At 42.5% G+C, this 18427-nt stretch carries 18 protein-coding genes; 11 read left to right on the top strand and 7 right to left on the bottom strand.

The genetic code is table 11. The features are described 5' to 3' along the window. Positions 1-3 precede the first annotated feature (3 nt). Both tsf and rpsB read right to left on the bottom strand, forming a co-directional pair. On the bottom strand, positions 4-945 hold the full coding sequence (tsf, locus tag ACPZ3T_RS07140) for a translation elongation factor Ts (protein ID WP_490274736.1): 942 nt from the start codon (positions 943-945) through the stop codon (positions 4-6). A gap of 180 nt (positions 946-1125) precedes the next feature. Then, positions 1126-1917 carry a 30S ribosomal protein S2 gene (rpsB, locus tag ACPZ3T_RS07135; protein ID WP_490277149.1) on the bottom strand — a complete coding sequence of 264 codons (792 nt, stop codon included), beginning with the start codon at positions 1915-1917 and terminating at the stop codon, positions 1126-1128. 453 nt (positions 1918-2370) lie between these two features. Between rpsB and ACPZ3T_RS07130 the strand changes: the two genes are divergently transcribed. Both ACPZ3T_RS07130 and ACPZ3T_RS07125 read left to right on the top strand, forming a co-directional pair. Then, positions 2371-2547: a DUF6888 family protein gene (locus ACPZ3T_RS07130; RefSeq protein ID WP_490274734.1), complete on the top strand. Its 177-nt coding sequence runs from the start codon at positions 2371-2373 to the stop codon at positions 2545-2547. Further along, the gene (locus tag ACPZ3T_RS07125; protein WP_490274732.1) at positions 2544-2729 is read left to right on the top strand and encodes a DUF6887 family protein; all 186 of its coding nucleotides are present in this window, start codon (positions 2544-2546) and stop codon (positions 2727-2729) included. Before ACPZ3T_RS07130 ends, ACPZ3T_RS07125 begins: the two co-directional genes overlap by 4 nt. A gap of 28 nt (positions 2730-2757) precedes the next feature. On the opposite strand, the gene ACPZ3T_RS07120 is transcribed toward ACPZ3T_RS07125, so the two are convergent. The 3 genes from ACPZ3T_RS07120 to dnaA all read right to left on the bottom strand — a co-directional run bounded on the left by ACPZ3T_RS07120 (position 2758) and on the right by dnaA (position 6004). Beyond that, positions 2758-2889: a hypothetical protein gene (locus ACPZ3T_RS07120; protein WP_490274730.1), complete on the bottom strand. Its 132-nt coding sequence runs from the start codon at positions 2887-2889 to the stop codon at positions 2758-2760. A 14-nt stretch (positions 2890-2903) separates the two neighbouring features. Continuing rightward, on the bottom strand, positions 2904-4061 hold the full coding sequence (gene dnaN, locus ACPZ3T_RS07115) for a DNA polymerase III subunit beta (RefSeq protein WP_490274728.1): 1158 nt from the start codon (positions 4059-4061) through the stop codon (positions 2904-2906). Positions 4062-4636: 575 nt separating this feature from the next. Then, positions 4637-6004, bottom strand: a complete 1368-nt coding sequence (gene dnaA / locus ACPZ3T_RS07110; RefSeq protein WP_490277148.1) for a chromosomal replication initiator protein DnaA — start codon at positions 6002-6004, stop codon at positions 4637-4639. A 105-nt stretch (positions 6005-6109) separates the two neighbouring features. On the opposite strand from dnaA, the gene ACPZ3T_RS07105 reads away from it, so the two are divergent. The 7 genes from ACPZ3T_RS07105 to ACPZ3T_RS07075 all read left to right on the top strand — a co-directional run bounded on the left by ACPZ3T_RS07105 (position 6110) and on the right by ACPZ3T_RS07075 (position 13553). Continuing rightward, positions 6110-7387, top strand: a complete 1278-nt coding sequence (locus ACPZ3T_RS07105) for an HhoA/HhoB/HtrA family serine endopeptidase (RefSeq protein WP_490274726.1) — start codon at positions 6110-6112, stop codon at positions 7385-7387. A gap of 283 nt (positions 7388-7670) precedes the next feature. Next, on the top strand, positions 7671-8243 hold the full coding sequence (gene def / locus ACPZ3T_RS07100) for a peptide deformylase (RefSeq protein ID WP_490277147.1): 573 nt from the start codon (positions 7671-7673) through the stop codon (positions 8241-8243). 90 nt (positions 8244-8333) lie between these two features. After that, positions 8334-9464: an HMA2 domain-containing protein gene (locus ACPZ3T_RS07095; RefSeq protein ID WP_490274724.1), complete on the top strand. Its 1131-nt coding sequence runs from the start codon at positions 8334-8336 to the stop codon at positions 9462-9464. A 55-nt stretch (positions 9465-9519) separates the two neighbouring features. Then, the gene (locus ACPZ3T_RS07090) at positions 9520-9702 is read left to right on the top strand and encodes a hypothetical protein (protein ID WP_490274722.1); all 183 of its coding nucleotides are present in this window, start codon (positions 9520-9522) and stop codon (positions 9700-9702) included. Positions 9703-9907: 205 nt separating this feature from the next. Continuing rightward, entirely contained in the window at positions 9908-12232 is a 2325-nt protein-coding gene (locus ACPZ3T_RS07085; RefSeq protein WP_490274720.1) for a heavy metal translocating P-type ATPase, read from the top strand. Positions 12233-12305: 73 nt separating this feature from the next. Continuing rightward, the gene (locus tag ACPZ3T_RS07080) at positions 12306-12614 is read left to right on the top strand and encodes a DUF5132 domain-containing protein (RefSeq protein WP_490274718.1); all 309 of its coding nucleotides are present in this window, start codon (positions 12306-12308) and stop codon (positions 12612-12614) included. A 360-nt stretch (positions 12615-12974) separates the two neighbouring features. Next, complete coding sequence (locus ACPZ3T_RS07075) at positions 12975-13553, top strand: HMA2 domain-containing protein (RefSeq protein ID WP_490274716.1); 579 nt, start codon at positions 12975-12977, stop codon at positions 13551-13553. Between the two features lie 157 nt (positions 13554-13710). Here ACPZ3T_RS07075 and ACPZ3T_RS07070 read toward each other — a convergent pair whose 3' ends face one another. Next, on the bottom strand, positions 13711-14526 hold the full coding sequence (locus ACPZ3T_RS07070) for a carbon-nitrogen hydrolase family protein (protein ID WP_490274714.1): 816 nt from the start codon (positions 14524-14526) through the stop codon (positions 13711-13713). A gap of 194 nt (positions 14527-14720) precedes the next feature. On the opposite strand from ACPZ3T_RS07070, the gene ACPZ3T_RS07065 reads away from it, so the two are divergent. Both ACPZ3T_RS07065 and ACPZ3T_RS07060 read left to right on the top strand, forming a co-directional pair. Continuing rightward, positions 14721-15317, top strand: coding sequence for a MarC family protein (locus ACPZ3T_RS07065; protein ID WP_490274712.1), 597 nt, complete (start codon positions 14721-14723; stop codon positions 15315-15317). Positions 15318-15515: 198 nt separating this feature from the next. Continuing rightward, entirely contained in the window at positions 15516-16058 is a 543-nt protein-coding gene (locus ACPZ3T_RS07060) for a PEP-CTERM sorting domain-containing protein (RefSeq protein ID WP_490274710.1), read from the top strand. A gap of 121 nt (positions 16059-16179) precedes the next feature. Here ACPZ3T_RS07060 and ACPZ3T_RS07055 read toward each other — a convergent pair whose 3' ends face one another. Continuing rightward, positions 16180-18369 carry a PhoX family protein gene (locus ACPZ3T_RS07055; RefSeq protein WP_490274708.1) on the bottom strand — a complete coding sequence of 730 codons (2190 nt, stop codon included), beginning with the start codon at positions 18367-18369 and terminating at the stop codon, positions 16180-16182. Between the last annotated feature and the right edge of the window lie 58 nt (positions 18370-18427).

Genomic DNA, 18427 nt, shown 5'->3' with positions numbered 1-18427 from the left:
TAACTACTTCGCACCCATTTGAGCAGCAACTTCTTCGGCAAAGTTACTTTCTTGCTTTTCAATGCCTTCGCCTAAGATGTAGCGCACAAAACGGGATACTGTGACATCTTCGCCAACTTTCCCTTTCACCTGCTTGAGTAAGTCTTCTACAGAAATACTTTGGTCACGAATGTAAGGTTGGTCTAGCAAGGTCATTTCTTTCAGACGCTTGTCAATTCGCCCCTGAACGATTTTTTCTCTAATGTTTTCTGGTTTATTAGCCAGGTCTTCCTTGCCCATTTCGATGTCTTTTTCTTTTTTGACAACTTCCGCAGGAATGTTATCTACACTGACATACTCAACGTTGGGACAAGCTGCAACTTGCATAGCTGAGTTCCGAGCCAATGCTCGAAATTCTTCGTTACTAGCAGCTGCTTCTGATGGAGAATTAATCTCAACCAATACACCAACTCGGCCACCAGTGTGGATATAGCTGTCTACTACTCCTGGTGTGTCTTGGATAGCAAAGTTAACAAAACGACGTACTTGAATGTTTTCACCTAAGCTAGCAATGCTTTGCTTGATGAATTGATCTACAGTGACGCTGTTATCTTTGATGTAAGGTTGAGCTAGCAAAGATTCCACGCTATCAGCTGTTGCAGCTTGTTCGGCTAGGTTCTTGACTAAAACTTTAAAAGCATCGTTACGGGCAACAAAATCTGTTTGGCAGTTGACCTCAATGAGTACGCCTACTTTGCCATCAGGCTGAACGTAGGTTTCTACCAAACCTTCTGCCGCAATGCGATCGCTTTTTTTACCCGCAGAGGCGATACCTTTTTTCCGTAGCCAGTCTATGGCTTGTTCGATATCGCCATCAGTTTCTTTTAGGGCTTTTTTGCAGTCCATCATGCCTGCACCAGTTTTTTGGCGTAGCTCTTGGACGAGTTTTGCAGATATTTCCGCCATGTTGCCTCAATTCCTAACTTGACCTTGAGTTTTTATTGCTCACCAAAGCAGTGCTGAGTAAAGATATTCAATACTACTGACTATATATGACTCAGCACTGAAAACTAAGCAAGAGTTTTGAGTATTTCTATCTTACTCAGGGCTGGGGAAGAAAAAACGATGAAATTTCATCTATTAGAGTTATTCTTCCTCTTCTTCATCGGGCATAGAGTCAGAATAATCACTTTCGTCGTAGTCGTAATCTTCCTCTGCACCTTCGTAGTCTTCGTAGTCTTCTTCTGCCTCTAACTGACCGTGGCGACCTTCATAAATAGCGTCCGCCAATTTGCCAACGATCAATTTAATTGATCTAATAGCATCGTCGTTAGCTGGAATGGGAATATCTACAACATCGGGGTCACAATTTGTATCCAGCATCGACACGATGGGGATGGAGAGTTTTTGGCATTCTTGAACTGCGTTATATTCCCGACGCTGGTCTACAATTACTACCACATCAGGAACTTTCCGCATGGTTTTAATACCACCCAAATATTTTTGCAGTTTCGTCATCTCCCGACGCAACATAGATGCTTCTTTCTTGGGCAGTAAATCTAATGCGCCGCTTTCTTCCCGACGTTCCAAGTCTTTGAGGCGGTCTACTCTGGTTTTAATGGTTGCCCAGTTGGTGAGCATTCCCCCCAACCAGCGTTGATTAATATAGTGAGAACCGCAACGGGCAGCTTCTTGAGCAATAATGCCAGCTGCTTGCCGCTTTGTGCCAACAAAGAGAAACTTTTTGCCTTGCTCGGCTTGCGATCGCATATAGTTATACGCTTCATCCATTAATTGGGCTGTTTGCACCAAATCAATGATGTGTACACCATTGCGCGCTGTGTAAATGTACGGAGACATCTTAGGATTCCAACGCCGGGTCTGATGCCCAAAGTGAACCCCTGACTCCATCATTTGAGCCAATGAAACAACTGGCATATATTTTTTTACTCCTATTCGGGTTAAACCTCCATCCAGGCGTATTTCCCAATGAGAAACACCCGAATCCCCAGATGTGCGGAATTTAGACAACTCTACTAGGGTAACACATAATGGGGCATTGGGCATTGGGCATTGGAGAATAGCACGCTTGTTAAGCTGAAACCTTGTCAGGGCAGGGTGTGGGAGGTGTGCTTGGTGTGGGATGGTGGAGAACAAATCTTTCCCCCCACACTCCCCTCTCTGCCCACATTCCCCCTGCTCCCCTGCTTCCTTGTCTCCCTTGTCTTCCTGCTCCCCTGCCTCAACAGTAAGTTGGTAGATTGCGTCAGTATAAATAATTTTTTGGTATTGTTCGGTTTTATTGCACTTATGCGCTCTACGATTTTGAATATGTTTTTACTTGGAAGTCCTAGTGAATTATCTGATAGTTTGATTGAGAGTGGGGTTTAAATGAAACCAACAACACAACAGTTGAGAGCGTTTTACAGTATATGTGTAAGAGCAAGTAATATGTTTCAACCTATTAACGTAGTGCGACTAGACGAAAGAACAAACCGCATTTACGTTTTAATTGGAGACACGATACAAATAGAGATATATCCAAATGGTGAGGTGACATTTCCATGACTACACCTAATTATCAAGCTATGTCAGATGATGAATTAAGAGATTGGGTCAGATATCACCCACAGGATACGGAGGCATTCCATATTTTAATGGACAGGTTAGATCAGCGACCCAAGGTTATCACTCGCACTGATGAGGAATTTGAAACCGAGTTACAACGGCGTATTAGCCAAGCTACTTGAATTAAAATTAGCAAAAAACTATTATTTTTTAAGTAAATAGAGATTCATGTTGGGTTTCGCTTGGCTTAACCCAACCTACTTTTACTACCCCTGCCCCCTTGTCTCCCTTGTCTCCCTTGTCTCCCTGCTCCCTGCACCCTGCTCCTACACCCTGCCTCAACAGAGAACAAATTACTAACTTCTCAATTGAATTGGCATAGCTAAATAGATCATCTTTAAGCCACCTAATGGTGTAAAAATCACTGGGGTTAACTCTTGATTTAGGTGCATTTGAATTTCTGAAGATGGTAAGGCTTTCAAGCCTTCCATTAAATATTTAACATTAAAGGCAATGTCTATATTTTCTCCTGAAATTTCCGCAGGCATTGACTCTCTACCACTACCCATTTCTTGGGCTTCACAAGATAAAGTTAATGTTTGGGCAGTACTATCTATGCTGACTTTAACAATATTATTCTTTTGATCTGCTAGTACGGCAATTCGCTCTAATGTACTTAAAAATTGTCGGCGTTCGACTGTAACTTGTCGTTCAAATTGTTTAGGAATGAGTTGTCGATAAGCAGGATATTGACCTTCTAAGGTGCGGCTACTCAGGCGTTGATTACCCCATGCAAAGACTACTTGGCCTTGATCTAAATATAGGGCTATTGGTTCATCGGAGCTAGCTTTATGTGCCAACATCCGTTCTAGTTCTCGTAATGCTCTGGCTGGGACTGTAACTTCTAGTTGTTGTTCATTATCTTCTAATGGACGCTCATTAGTCGTTTCGACAACTGCTAGGCGATGTCCGTCTGTAGCAGCAAATTCTAATGTGTCTTGTTTGACTGTGAGATGAACTCCTGTGAGAACTTGTTTGGTTTCATCTGCACTTGTAGCAAATAAAGCACCGCGTAGTCCTTCAATTAAGGCTGTGGTGGTAATATTAATCGGTTCGGTATTTTCAATTAGAGGTAATTCAGGAAACTCTTCGGCATCCATAGCACGTAGCTGATATTTACCAGTTTTGGGTGTGAGGGTAACAGCTAAACCCTCTCCTGTAGTGCTATCGGTGGATTCATCCTCTAAGCTGATTTCTCCCTCTGGTAGACGAGAGGTGATATCTACAAGTAATTTAGCAGGAAGTGCGATCGCTCCCTCTTGCCATACCTCAGCATTAAAACTAGTGCGAATACCTAAACTGAGATCAAAGGCTGTGAGGCTTACTTGGTTAGTTTGAGCATCTGCTTGTAATAGAACATTAGCAAGTACGGGGTGTGTTGGTCGTGACGGTACAGCACGACTAACAAGGGAGAGGTTTGTACTGAGATCGCTTTGAGCGCAAACTAGTTTCATGGTGAGATTCAGCAGGTGAATGAATATCGTAACATCCCTGTTACTGATTATTGGAGTAACTTTTCTTGGGTACTTCCAGAGAATAAACTATATAATTTATAGCGTTTCCTAGTCTGCTGAGGTACAAATCTCTGCGTACCTTTGCGCTTTACTTTGCGCCCCTTTGCGTTTCAAAATATTATCTGTACCTCACTTAATTGGAAATCGCTATATCTTCTTCAAAACAAGTGTCTTTCCCCTCCGCAATTGCCCCTGCCCTCTGCTCAACTTGATAGTATATTTTTGAAATTAGCAGTCACTTGGCAGTAGAGCCTAATTGAGAATGGCAGGATGTGGAAACTGTGGAAAACTTAAAATAAATCCATATTCATACTGCTTGATCTACTTTATAACTGTGGAAAACTTGTGGAAAAACCCCCTATGTTTTCCACAGAGTAATTATACTTAAGTGAAGTTTTCCACAAAGAATAACTACTTTTCCACAGAAAAACTACACAATTAACCTAATTTTATACATTAGTTAATATTTTTTGTAATTGAGTCAGAGTGAGATGATTAGTAGTTGTGGAAAACAGTCAAGATGATTTTTGAGAACGACTAGTCATGTTGATGCGATCGCTCAGTTGACGGAGAGTTTGTGATAAAGTGCGATCGCTCTCCTGCAATTGAGTAATTTTATCGCAACTATACAGCACAGTTGTATGATCTTTACCTCCGAACTCTTCACCAATTCTCGGTAAACTTAAATCAGTATGTTGGCGCATTAAATACATTCCAATTTGACGCGCCCAACTAATCTCCCGTCTTCGAGAGTTGCCTTTGAGGTCTTCTATAGAAATATGAAAATGGTCAGCTATCACTGTTAAAATTGCCTGTGGTGTTGCCGCAAATTTTTCCGATGGAACTTGTAAAACTGGGGTAATATTTTCTACAGTCATAGGCAACCCCCAAATAGAAATGTAAGCTAAGGCTCTGGTCAAAGCTCCTTCTAATTCCCGAATATTATTAGTATAATTAACTGCAATATATTCAATAACATCACGGGGTAAGCGGATATTTTCATATTCTGCTTTATTCTGGAGAATAGCCATTCTCGTTTCTAAATCTGGTGATTGAATATCAGCAATTAACCCCATTGAAAAACGAGAACAAAGACGCTCTTGTAAGTTGGGAATCTGGTTAGGTGGACGGTCAGAAGCAATCACCACTTGTTTGCCAGCTTCATGTAATGTATTAAAAGTATGGAAAAATTCTTCTTGAGTATATTCCTTACCTTCCAAAAACTGAATATCATCTACTAACAAGACATCAGCAGCCCGATAATGCTCTCGAAAACTCTGCATTCTGTCATTGCGAATAGCTGCAATTAAATCGTTAGTAAATTGTTCTGTAGAAACATAAAATATCTTAGAATCAGCACAAATTTCTAAGCGATAGTGACCAATCGCTTGCATCAGATGGGTTTTACCTAACCCGACACCACCACATAAAAATAAAGGATTAAATTCCCGCCCAGGAGACTCAGCGACGGCTAAGGATGCAGCATGAGCCATGCGGCTATTTGCTCCTACTACAAAGCGGGAAAACACATATTTAGAGTTTAAATCTGTGGTTGGCTGGCGTTTTTTACTCCCAGTCTCACCAGTAGTATTCAGGGTTGGTAATTCCCAATTTACTGTTGACTGCCCTAGTTCTGCGCCATCTTTAATAAATATTTCAACAGGATATCCCAAAATATCCTGCACCACATGAGCAATAGTATTAATGTAATACTTTTGTAACCAATTACGAGCAAAGGGATTAGGTGTAACGATAAATAAACAATTATTTTCTAATTTTTCTGCCTGAGCAGTTTTAATCCAAGTCTCAAAGGTGGGACGGGATAATTCTATTTGTAAGCGGTTGAGTACCTCAGTCCACAAACTGTCAATAGTAATTTCCATCATTTACTACCTTTGCACCTAAATCGTCACAATAGAGTTATGAGTCATGACTCAGCACTCAGGAAATCCTAGCATCAGCAGACCAACACGGAGAAACAAAAACACATGAAGACAACAGAGTATGATCAGAGCTTAAAAAACCTTCATATTAGCAGTTGGTTTCAACAACAGGGAGTTAACAGTATAAAGTTAATACTCTTTAGTGGGGTAACAGTAGTATCTCTGGGAGGTTGTTCTCTTTTACCAACTAAGACACTACAAACCCAAACCAATGAATCCCAAGCGCAAATTGCATCTCAAACTACAACTGATAATACTCCAGAGGCTACACTGCCACCGATAATTGCATCCTCTGGAGATCCTAACTTTGTTGTCAAAGTAGTAGAGAGGGTGGGGGATGCAGTAGTGAGAATTGATTCTTCTCGCACCATAACTACCCGTGTACCAGATGACTTTGATAATCCCCTGTTCCCTCCCTTTTTTAATGATCCTGCTCCACAACAGAGACAGCGTGTACAACGGGGTAGCGGTTCAGGATTTATTATTAAAGATTCTGGGAAGATTTATATTTTGACTAATGCTCATGTAGTAGATGGTGCTGACGCGGTGACAGTTACCCTCAAAAATGGCAAAAGCTTTGATGGGAAGGTGCGGGGTCAAGATCCTGTCACAGATGTAGCAGTGGTTGAAATTAATGCTCAGAACTTACCAACAGTATCTTTGGGTAATTCAGATAGTTTACAACCAGGACAACCCGTGATTGCTATTGGGAATCCCCTGGGTTTGAATAATACAGTGACATCCGGGATTATTAGTGCTACTGGTCGTTCTAGTAGTGATATTGGTGCAAGCGATAAACGGGTTGATTATCTGCAAACGGATGCAGCTATTAATCCGGGGAACTCTGGCGGCCCCTTACTCAATGCTAATGGCCAGGTAATTGGGATGAATACAGCCATTATTCGGGGCGCACAGGGTTTAGGATTTGCAATTCCGATTAATACTGTGCAGAAAATTTCCCAGCAATTAATTAAGAATCGTAGGGTTGATCATCCTTATTTGGGTGTGCAGATGATCACACTTACACCCAGAATTAAAGAAAGATTTAATGAAACATTTGGCGATCGCATTAATATTCAATCAGATCAAGGTGTTCTATTATTGAGAATTGTCCGTCGTTCTCCCGCAGATATTGGCGGACTCAGAAGCGGAGATATCATTCAAAAAATTAATAATCAATCTGTTACCAAAGTTGAACAAGTACAAAAGCTAGTAGAAAATAGCCAAATTGGTACTCCCCTACAAATTCAAATAGAACGTAATGGAGAAACTCGGCAGTTAGATGTCACTCCTGCACCTTTACCGGTGGAAAGGGAAGGTTGATTTGGGCAGGGAGGCAGGGGGGCAGGGAGCAGGGGGCAGGGGGCAGGGGTGTGGGGGTGTGGGGGGTGTGGGGAGTGTGGGGAGTGTGGGGGTGTGGGGAGTGTGGGGAGTGTGGGGGTGTGGGGAGTGTGGGGAGTGTGGGGGAGACAAGGGGGACAAGGGGGACAAGGGGGACAAGGTAGACAATAACTCATGCCCAATGCCCAATGCCCAATGCCCAATGCCCAATGCCCAATGCCCAATGCCCAATGCCCCATGCCCAATGCCCAATGCCCCATGCCCAATGCCCTATATTGTTTTAAATTTGGAGGGAAGCAACGTGACACAATCACTAGACATTATTCAATTAGGTGATTCTCGGCTACGACACAAAGCGGCTGCGGTAGAAAATGTTCATGATGCACCTATTCAAAAATTAATTGATGATTTAATTACTACTGCTGCCAATACGAATGGTGTCGGCATTGCTGCACCACAAGTTGCTGAATCTGTGCGCTTATTTATTGTGGCTTCCCGTCCTAACGCCAGATATCCCTATGCGCCGGAAATGACACCAACGCCTATGATCAACCCCAAGATAGTAGCTCACTCGACTGAGGTGGTCAAAGGTTGGGAAGGTTGTCTCAGTGTTCCTGGTATCAGAGGTTTAGTTCCTCGTTACCAAGCTATTGAAGTCGAATATAGCGATCGCTATGGCAAATTGCACAAGCAAGAGTTAACAGACTTTGTAGCCCGTATCTTTCAGCATGAATATGACCATCTCGACGGTATTGTTTTTGTTGATCGTCTAGAATCTCATCTAGATATACTCACTGAGGAAGAATATCACAAAAATGTATTACAAACTACAAAATAAAAATTTCTTCTTAAGAATGATACCTAACAATTTTTTTTAATGTATACTTAACCTATTGTTAACCGCAAATTGGGTGTAACTATCGGATAAATGGCACAAACTATTATTAGTCGTGACAGGCTAAGTCCGAATCTGCATCTGCCAAGATTCTGGGATTTAAGCTTGACTCAGCGTCACAACAATGAAGCAAAAATGAATACAAATAGCAGTAAAGTGGTGATAGAGCCACAATTGAAACTTTCTGCTACTGGTATGCAAGTTGTACACGCAACAAATGGGCGCATACGCATCAAAACGACTAAGGATAGTTTTAGCAGCAACGGTAAGACTATCATCCAATACTTACGGCAGTTGCCAGGGGTAAAGGAAGTTGCTACCAACCAGAAAACTAGCAGTTTGGTAGTTTACTTTGATGAGGAGCAATTGTCACTGTCTGAGATGTTGGCTATATTGCAACAGCTAGATATTCAGATTACCCCAGATGCACCCAGATCAGATCCTTTTGCAGCTTGGAAATCCGTTGAATTTTGGCAAGAGCAGACTATATCTTTCATTCCCTTAATGACAGGGTTAGCGGTGACAAGCAGATTAGGAATTAGCGGTTTAGCATCAATTCCAGTCTATATGATTACTGCCGATGCTACGCGGAGAGTAATTGATTATTTAAAACCGCGCCTGGGTGGTGGAAATAGTGATATAAAAGCCGATGGGGATAATAAATCTGCACACAAAGAAAATCACACCCCGATTGTGAAAATCGATAAAGAGCCAACAACCTGGTCGGCGAAAGTGATATATAATGTTATACATCAAATACCTGGAAGAATTAGATTTCACATTCCCATATTGACTAGCGATCGCGCCTATGGACGCAGATTGGAGAAGTTGTTGACAACAGATCCTGTAGTCAAAACCGTGCGAATCAATACTGATGCAGCTTCTATTGCTATTACCTACCAAAGTCAGGCAGAAATAGCTGTATCTCATTGGGTGAGTCTGATGGAATTAGCCCTAGAGACAATCCCTCCGACAGTTCCCGTCAGTAAAGTCTCACAGCCAACAGCACCTACATCTGAGTCAGTTGCAGCCCGAGAGGTGAGTGAGCCAGATAATATCATTATGCCTGAAAGCCAAACTATATATATATCGAGTTGGTGGGCTGAGATGAAGTCTCCGGCACTATCTTATTCTCTAGATTTAATGGCGAACTTGCCGCTTTAAAGCTTGACTATCAATTCTAACTTTTGTCTGACTCAAAAAGACTGGAGGAAACAAGATGCAAGATTCTGCATCATCAACATCAGATACTATTCCGCGAGGCAGAAAACATCACTGCACATATCCTGTACAGCGCAACATTATTCATAAAATTTTAGGAATAGTGCAGTTTTATCAACAACAGATAGCTTCAGAACTGAGATATTGCCGACGCTTACAGATTTTGCGTGTGCAGTGTTGAAAGTAACGTGAGCCGCTACCCAGTAATTAACGCTCAAAGCATTTAACCAAAACACAAATCTGCATTTAGTAATCAATCTCTGGTGATTGAGGCTAGTGCTGAAACAACGAGGGCAAAAGAGATTTTGTCCAGGGGTGCTAGTCTCTTTTTTTACCCAAGAGATCAATAAAACAACAAGTTTATCCACCGTATCAGGGATTAATCAATGGCAAAAACCACCATGCAACTAGCCTCACCTCATATTCCCCAGTCTTTAGAAGTGGTAGAAGTTAAAAGCGAAGCAACATCTGTAACTGAAATCGCCGCTTATCAAACGCCAGAAAAACAACATAGTCAGGTAGTTGCAACTGCGCCGCAAGTTCCACCTCATAAGCAAATTACTCAAATTAGTTATAGTATTGTCCATGCAGTACCGGGGCGGTTACGTTGGCGTGTGCCTCGGTTACGGTATGATACGGATTATGCTAGTCGTCTATTAGCTTTATTAGAAGCTGATCCCTTAATCATTAAAACCAAAATTAAACCAGCCGCCGCATCTGTAGCTGTAACATACAAAAGTAGTAAAATTACTGATATAAAAATGCGATCGCGCCTCAGCTGTTTGATTTTAGCAGCTAGCGATCCCGGCATTGTTCCCCTAAATACCAAACAATCATTAACGACACAAACAGATAAAGAAGAAACATCCTGGCCAGGATTGCAACTTTCGGTTTTAGCCACTGGTTTAGCCGTGTTGGGTGGCCCTGTAGGAGTAGCGATCCCCCCCTTGTTGACGGCAGGGACTATTGCCCTAGCTACATTACCCGTCTTGCAAAGGGCATTGGTGGGCATAGCAACCCAACGTAAATTTACTATCGACTTCTTAGATTTTATGGCGATCGCCATTACTACCGTCCAAGGACAGTTTCTCACACCATCACTGATGTTGAGTTTAATTGAAATTGGCGAAAATATCCGCGATCGCACCGCCCGCTCCTCCAAAATGCAAACCCTAGATTTACTCAACTCCCTAGGACAATTTGTTTGGGTAGAACGGGATGGGGAGAAAATACAAATCCCTATTCAACAGGTACATCCAGGGGATACAGTCATCGTTTACCCCGGCGAACAAATCCCCGTAGATGGCAGCATTATTAAAGGTAAGGCACTATTAGATGAACAAAAACTCACAGGGGAATCTGTTCCCATTTTAAAAACCAAAGGACAAGCTGTATTTGCCTCCACCTTAGTACGGGAAGGGCGGGTTTACATCCAAGCAGAAAGGGTAGGTAACGACACCCGCGCCGGACAGAGTATCAAATTAATGCAAGAAGCACCTGTCCATGATACCCGCATGGAGAATTACGCCATTAAATTTGCCGAAAAAGCCGTATTACCAACATTATTACTAGGAGCAGCCGTATTTGCTGCTACCCGTAACCCTGCACGGGCAGCTAGTGTATTGACTCTAGATTTTGCTACCGGAATTAGAGTTTCTGTACCGACAACAGTACTGGCGGCACTTTCCTATGCAGCCCGTCAAGGGATTCTCATTCGTAGTGGTAGAGCCTTAGAACAACTAGCAGAAGTTGATACCATAGTCTTTGATAAAACAGGCACACTCACCCAAGGAGAAGTATCGGTAATTGCGGTTGAAAGTTATAATTCTGAAATATCAAGCGATCGCATTTTGGCATTAGCAGCCGCCGCCGAACAACGTTTAACCCATCCAGTAGCCGAGGCCGTAATTCGCTATGCCGAGTCCCAAAAAGTCGAGATTCCCAGCCGTAGCAAGTGGGATTATCAACTAGGGTTGGGAGTCAAAGCCGAGATTGATGGCGAGTGTGTGTATGTGGGTAGCGAAAGATTTTTGCGTCAGCAAGATATCAATATGGACGCACTCAACAGCAACGGACAAAAAGCCACCTCGGTAATTTATGTCGCCAGTAATGGGCAACTTCAAGGTAGAATAAAATATAGTGATGTTCTCCGCCCAGAAAGCCGGGAAGTCATCTCCCAACTGATGAATGTAGAAGGTGTGGAGGTGCATATGCTGACTGGTGATAACAAGCGCACAGCCCAAACTGTAGCAACTGAACTGGGAATTGCGCCCAGTCATACCCATGCAGAAGCTTTCCCAGAACAAAAAGCCACAGTAGTCCGTCAACTGCACGAACAAGGTAAAACAGTAGCATTTGTTGGGGATGGTATCAACGATTCCCCAGCTTTAGCCTACGCCGATGTTTCAGTATCCTTTGCCCACGGCTCAGAAATTGCCCGTGAAACAGCAGACTTAGTGTTAATGCAGAATGACCTACATGGATTATTAGCCGCAATTGCGATCGCCCGTCAAGCCAAGCACTTAATTCGGCAAAACACAGGTATTGTTGCTATACCTAACTTGGGAGCATTAATGATGGCTGTGTTGTTTGGCTTGAACCCCCTAGCAGCCACAGTAGTTAATAATGGCTCAACCATAGTTGCTGGAGTCAACGGTTTACGTCCCATTCTCAAGCATTCATCTCAAAAAGCTCTACCATCAGGAAGATGAGATGACATATCTAGCCACATTAGGCTAGAAAGCTTTCAAACAAGTTTTTCAATTCAAATCGGAGGAATGAATTATGGCCCCTAAAATCACAGACTTTGTTGAAGACGCTGGCGCACCTGGACTTATCGCTGGTATCGGTGCAGTATTGCTAGCTCCCGTGCTTCTCCCTGTTGTCGCAGGTATTGGTAAACCCATAGCTAAATCAATTATCAAAGGTGGTATCGTTGCTTATGAAAAAAGCAAAGGTGCTTTTGCTGAACTAGGTGAAACTTGGGAAGATATCGTTGCAGAAGCCAAAGCTGAACTTGCAGAAGCAAAAGAAACACCAGCTTTTGAACCTGGTACTAATACCATTGATGCTACGGCTGAGAATGGAGTTTAGCAGCCCTACGTGGAAGTTAAGTAATAAGTATTAAGTAATGAGTAATAAGTAAATTTCTTACTCATTACTCATTACTCATTACTTTTTTCAATCACTTGCTGTAGCTTATAAACATCGAATCTGTTGTAATTGACTATGCTGTGAGCAAATTTATTAAAATCATATCGAAACTGTAGCGTGCGTCAGTGCGATATAACCTAACTACACTCAGAAATTATTCATAAGTAAAAACATTAATTTTATCTGCATCTAAAATATAAATTATTAATAAACAAACTACGAATTACGAATTACGAATTACGTTAGCGTAGCGGGGCGCAGCCCATTACGAATTACGAATTAACACAGGAGCGTGAGTTGATGTTAACAAATAGTCATGGGAATCTTACTAAAATGCCAGAAGTAAAAGAGCGCATCAATTTTAATCAATCATCCCAGCCAATATCAACTAAAATTGTGAGTGACACTCCAGGCAGACTCAGGTTGAGAATTGCCCACGCTCATCGTCAACCTGACACCATGCAACACATTGCTAATACACTAGAAGCCAAACCAAATATCCAACAGGTGAGGACAAATATAGATCATGGCAGTATTGTAATTAGGCATGATGATACAAAAACTAGCTTAGAGAATGTATTAGCAACCCTAAAAGATTTAGGCATAATTTTTGCAGAGATTACAGAGGGTAATACTGAAGCTGCCACTAACGTAGCCAGTGCAGTTGTAGATTTGAATAAACGAGTCAAACAAGCAACTGAAGGTGTTGTTGATATCCGCTTTCTCTTTCCCTTGGGACTGAGTATTTTGGCAGTGAGACAGTTAATCATCAAAGGGTTGCAATTTGAAATTATCCCTTGGTATGTATTAGCTTGGTATTCCTTTGATAGTTTTATCAAACTACATGGAATTACACCACAAAAATCTAGTGGTGAATAGGGCATAACAATTCAAAATTCAAAATTTATTGTTTTCTTCCTTGTCTCCCCTGTCTCCCCTGTCTCCCTTGTCTCCCTTGTCTCCCTTGTCTCCCTTGTCTCCCTTATCTCCCTTGTCTCCCTTATCTCCCTGCCCCCTGCCCCCTGCCCCCTACACCCTAACTAAACACTCGGTGCTGTAAAGAAGGCATTTGACGGCGGACTTGTTCCAGACGCGAGGGATTAATTTCTGCGATCGCTACTCCCGGTTTATCGCCAGCATCAGCTAAAATTGTCCCCCAAGGGTCGATAATTACCGCGTGTCCGTGGGTGAGACGACGACCGTAGTTATTGCCGGCTTGTGCTGGAGCTATGACATAGGCAGTATTTTCAATTGCTCTGGCTTGTAGTAATACTTGCCAATGATCTTTACCTGTGAAGGCTGTAAAAGCAGCAGGGATAAAAATTACATCTACGCCTTTAGTGGCAAGATGGCGGTAGAGTTCAGGAAAGCGGACATCATAACAAATAGACATACCGATATTTCCCAAGGTTTCCGAGAAATAGACCGGGGGTAGTTGTTCACCGGCAACCACTGTACTAGATTCACAGTAGGTATTACCATCAGGAACATTCACATCAAACAGGTGAACTTTATTATAACGGGCGAGTTCTTCACCACTAGGGTTAACTAGAATTGTAGTGTTGTAAACTTTACCAGTTTCACCCACTGGTACAGGGAAGCTACCGCCTAAGATAGTAACTTGGAAGCGTTGCGCCATTTTTTTGATGAAAATTTCACTTTCATGAGCGATCGCTTCTGCTTGTGCCAGTTTATCTTTTTCCTCGCCCATAAAAGAAAAATTCTCTGGCAATCCTACCAATTCTGCACCTCGGCGCACAGCCAGGTCAATTAATTCTTCTGCTTGTACCAAATTCTTGTGTAAATCTGGCACACTGGTCATTTGAATAGCTGCGGCTAAATAAGACTTCATAGACTGAGTAAGCAATGTAGTTGTGTGCGATAGATAATCAAATATACCGTTACTTCAATATCCAACAAAGAGGATGAGGGGGCAAGGGGGGGAGTAGGGGTTTAAGGGTGTAGGGGTGTAGGGGTGTAGGGCGAAAAACTAATAATGGCTATTGACTAATGACTGATTTTATGTAATTTGATGAATTGGGCGTGATGGTCGATACTTCTATTTTGATTCAAACTTTTATTGCGGTGTTTGTTTTAGCAGACGCTGTAGGCAATATACCAGTAGTTTTAGCCTTAACTAAGGGTATAACACCAGAAGATAGAAATAAAGTCATTGATAAGGGGATTATTGTAGCGATCGCAGTTTTGCTAACATTTGCTTTTGCAGGTCAATATATTTTGACTTATTTAGAAATTAGCATGGGGTCGTTGCGGGTAGCTGGGGGATTATTACTACTGCTCATCGCCTTGCAAATGCTGCGCGGAGAATTAGATACACCTGTTCATGAACAAGGACGCGATGTTGCAATCACCCCTTTGGCTTTACCCTTGTTAGCAGGGCCAGGTACACTCACAAGTGTGATGTTATTCATGGCTAAATCCCAGAGTCCACATTTAGCTGTAGTGTTGGGTATTTTGGGGGCAATGTTTGTTTCTTGGTTAATTTTACGTTTAGCCAACCAGATTGATCAATTAATTGGTGTTGAGGGTACAGTTATTGTCACCCAACTATTAGGTTTTTTGTTGGCAGCCTTAGCTGTGGAAATTGGTAGCACCGGGATTCGAGAATTATTTTGCCAGTAGAAAACCTATTGATCCTCCCCCTTGCTCCCTGCTCCCTGCTCCCTGCCCCCTACCTCTTATGCTCTTAGCCGTAATTATACGGTCAATCAGTTACTATTTAACCTTTTATTTGATATTCCTTAACCTTGATTAATTACTTGAAGGTTTATTAAGTGAAATTGCGTAATGATTCACTTTTAACCTTGGGAGTATTATTTAATGAGATTGGCTAAAAACCTAGGTCTTGCTACTATTGCAGCCGCCATTTCTATGACTGCAATTAATGCTCACTCTGCCCAAGCGGCGATTGTTAAATACAATTTCACTCTTAATGCTACATCCGGTGATAACCCTGGCACATATTTTGGTTCTTTACAATACGATGATTCATTTTTAACAGGACTAGGTTTAGAAGATTTAGGAGTTAGTGAGGGTTTAAAAGTTGCCTTCAACTATCTAGATACTAACTATACAGAAGCAGATGACGAAGCTTTTGACGCTTTCCCCATAGTTAGTTTCAATGATGGTCAACTTCTGGGACTGAGCTATTTTGTACCAGATCAATTTTTGATCGGAGATGCTGAAAATCCAAATGTAGGCGGAAACGTATTCTACACAATTAGTGATTCAGTAAATACAACACAAGTAGGTACAGTAAAATATGCCAAAGTACCAGAACCATTTGCTGTTGGTGGAACTGCGATCGCTACTACTTTAGGACTGTGGATGAAGCGTAAGAAAAAAGCAGCATTAGCAAGCTAAAAACAATTTTTTCCATTGTCCAAGACAGGCTTTTTACCTGTCTTTTTTTTACCTCAAAAAATAGAGACGTTGTATTTCAACGTCTCTATTTTAGATAGATTCTCAATGAGAAAACTTTAAATTACAAACCACCGACAACGCCACCATCATTGCGGGTAATTACTACTGTGGCAGAACGAGGGCGACCAGGTAAACCATAACCTTGGCTGAAAGGCCAGTTACTAGAGAATGTGGGATTCGAGGTAGTGCCACTATCACCAGGATGCTGAATATTAATGAACATCGCTTTACCATCAGGTGTACTAGTAATACCCGTTACCTCACAATCTGTAGGACTAGTTAAGAAGCGTCTCACCTGTTTGGTGTTGGGATCAGCACAAAACATACCATTGCTACCGATGTTTATTAGCTCAGGAACACCATTAACTGTGCTACCACGACCATCACCAGCTTGATCAGTTTGAATCCAAAGACGACCGAAGTCATCAAACCACAGACCATCAGGTGAACTGAAGTCATCACCATTGATATTGCCTTGAAGATTGGCTTCAGTTCTAGTGCTGTCACCACCTTCAACGAAAATATCCCATTTGAAAGTTGTAGCGGTCACTGTTTGTCCATTTTCGCGCCAGCGAATAATATGACCGTAGCGATTATCAGGACGGGGGTTAGCTGCATCCACGGGAGGACGCGCACTACCCGCAGCTGTTGAACCATTTATTTGGTTAACAGTGGGTGGGTTCACTGTACCACGACGGTTATTGTTGGTTAGTGTACAGTAGACCTCAATTTCCTTATATCCACCAATCCGAGGACGGACAGCTGTCCACTCTGGTCTATCCATCATGGTTGCACCGACTCTATCCCCAGCCTGACGTGTTTTAATTAAGACTTCGGCTTGACTTCTAAAACCGTTCTCTGGTGTCAAACCATTTTGACCAAAAATTAGAGGAATCCACTCACCAGTGCCGTTGTCATTGAACTTGGCCACGTAAAGCACACCGGAGTCAAGTAAATCGCGGTTAGCTGCACGATTACCAGGATTATAAGGTTGAGCGCAAACGAACTTGTAGATATATTCGTTACGCTCATCATCACCCATATAGAAAGCCACCCGGTTTTTGTCATCAACAACAACCTGCGCGCTTTCATGCTTGAATCGACCTAGAGCAGTCCGCTTCACTGGCTTGCTTTGAGGATCGTAAGGATCAATCTCCACTACCCAACCAAATAAGTGGGGTTCAAGTGGGTTAGTACGGTTATTGAAGCGTGGGTCAACTTCATGCCAACGATAGCCAGAACCGTTAGCAGAAAGACCGTAACGATTCTGTCCTGCCAGAATTTCTGAATCTTCAATTCCTGGAGTAGAGACTAGAGCTTCACCCAGGTTGCCAAAGTAACCATTCCAGTTTTCTTCACAAGTTAAATAAGTACCCCAAGGTGTGTAACCGTTGGCGCAGTTGTTGACTGTACCGTATGCAGTAAAGCCGTCGTTTGTGCCAATTTCAATAGAGCCGCTAGCAGTAATGTTAAACTTCTTAGACTGTAACAACGGACTGCCAGCCGCAGGGCCGGAAACTCGCATTTCAGTGTTAGAAGTAATGCGGCGACCATAAGGTGAATTGCGATTGTAAGTCCACTCATTGCCGTTTTTAGAAATTTCGACTACGGACACCCCATGAGCAGCTTGAGACTTACGCACCTTTTGAATTGTGACTGGACTTAGACCCTCAGAACCATGCAGGATATTTTCCTGGGTATACTCATGATTCACACACAACAAGCCAGTATTAATCGGCTGGTTTAAAAAGCTTCTTAATGATCTGGCTTGAGAACTAACTGTCCGACCAATCACATTACCTTGTGATATGGGGAAGTAGTGCATACCATCATGGTGCATCCCCACTTGCATTGCTTGGGTTGCGGCATCCTGGGATGCGTCTGGCAACCAGTCAGGCGCGCCAGGCATGATTGGATCTCCCCAAGCAAACAATACTTTGGCTGTATAGCCTTCAGGAACACTCACCAGATCATTTTGTAGAAAACCTGTATCTGGGTTGAGTAGATTTGGTGCAATGCTCTTGAAGCCAATACCAGCAAATCCTTTTCCTTTAGGAATTGGTGCTGCTTCAACACTTTGGAGAAAGCCACCAATAGAAACATCACCAAGAACAGTTAGTACCGACGTACCCACAGCTGTCATGATGAATCGCCTACGACTCAAACTAACACGATCAATTACATCACGGATGGACTCGTTCTTAGACGGGTTGAGGGTGACATTGTTTTTAGGGTGAAAGCGTCCTTTCATTCTTTGTTCTCCATTTTGGTGCTGACGGCTCGATTTTTCAGTTCATTCTTTAAGGAAA

The sequence above is a fragment of the Aliinostoc maniaoense genome (assembly GCF_058172895.1).
This window is presented reverse-complemented; position numbering and strand designations above follow the sequence as displayed.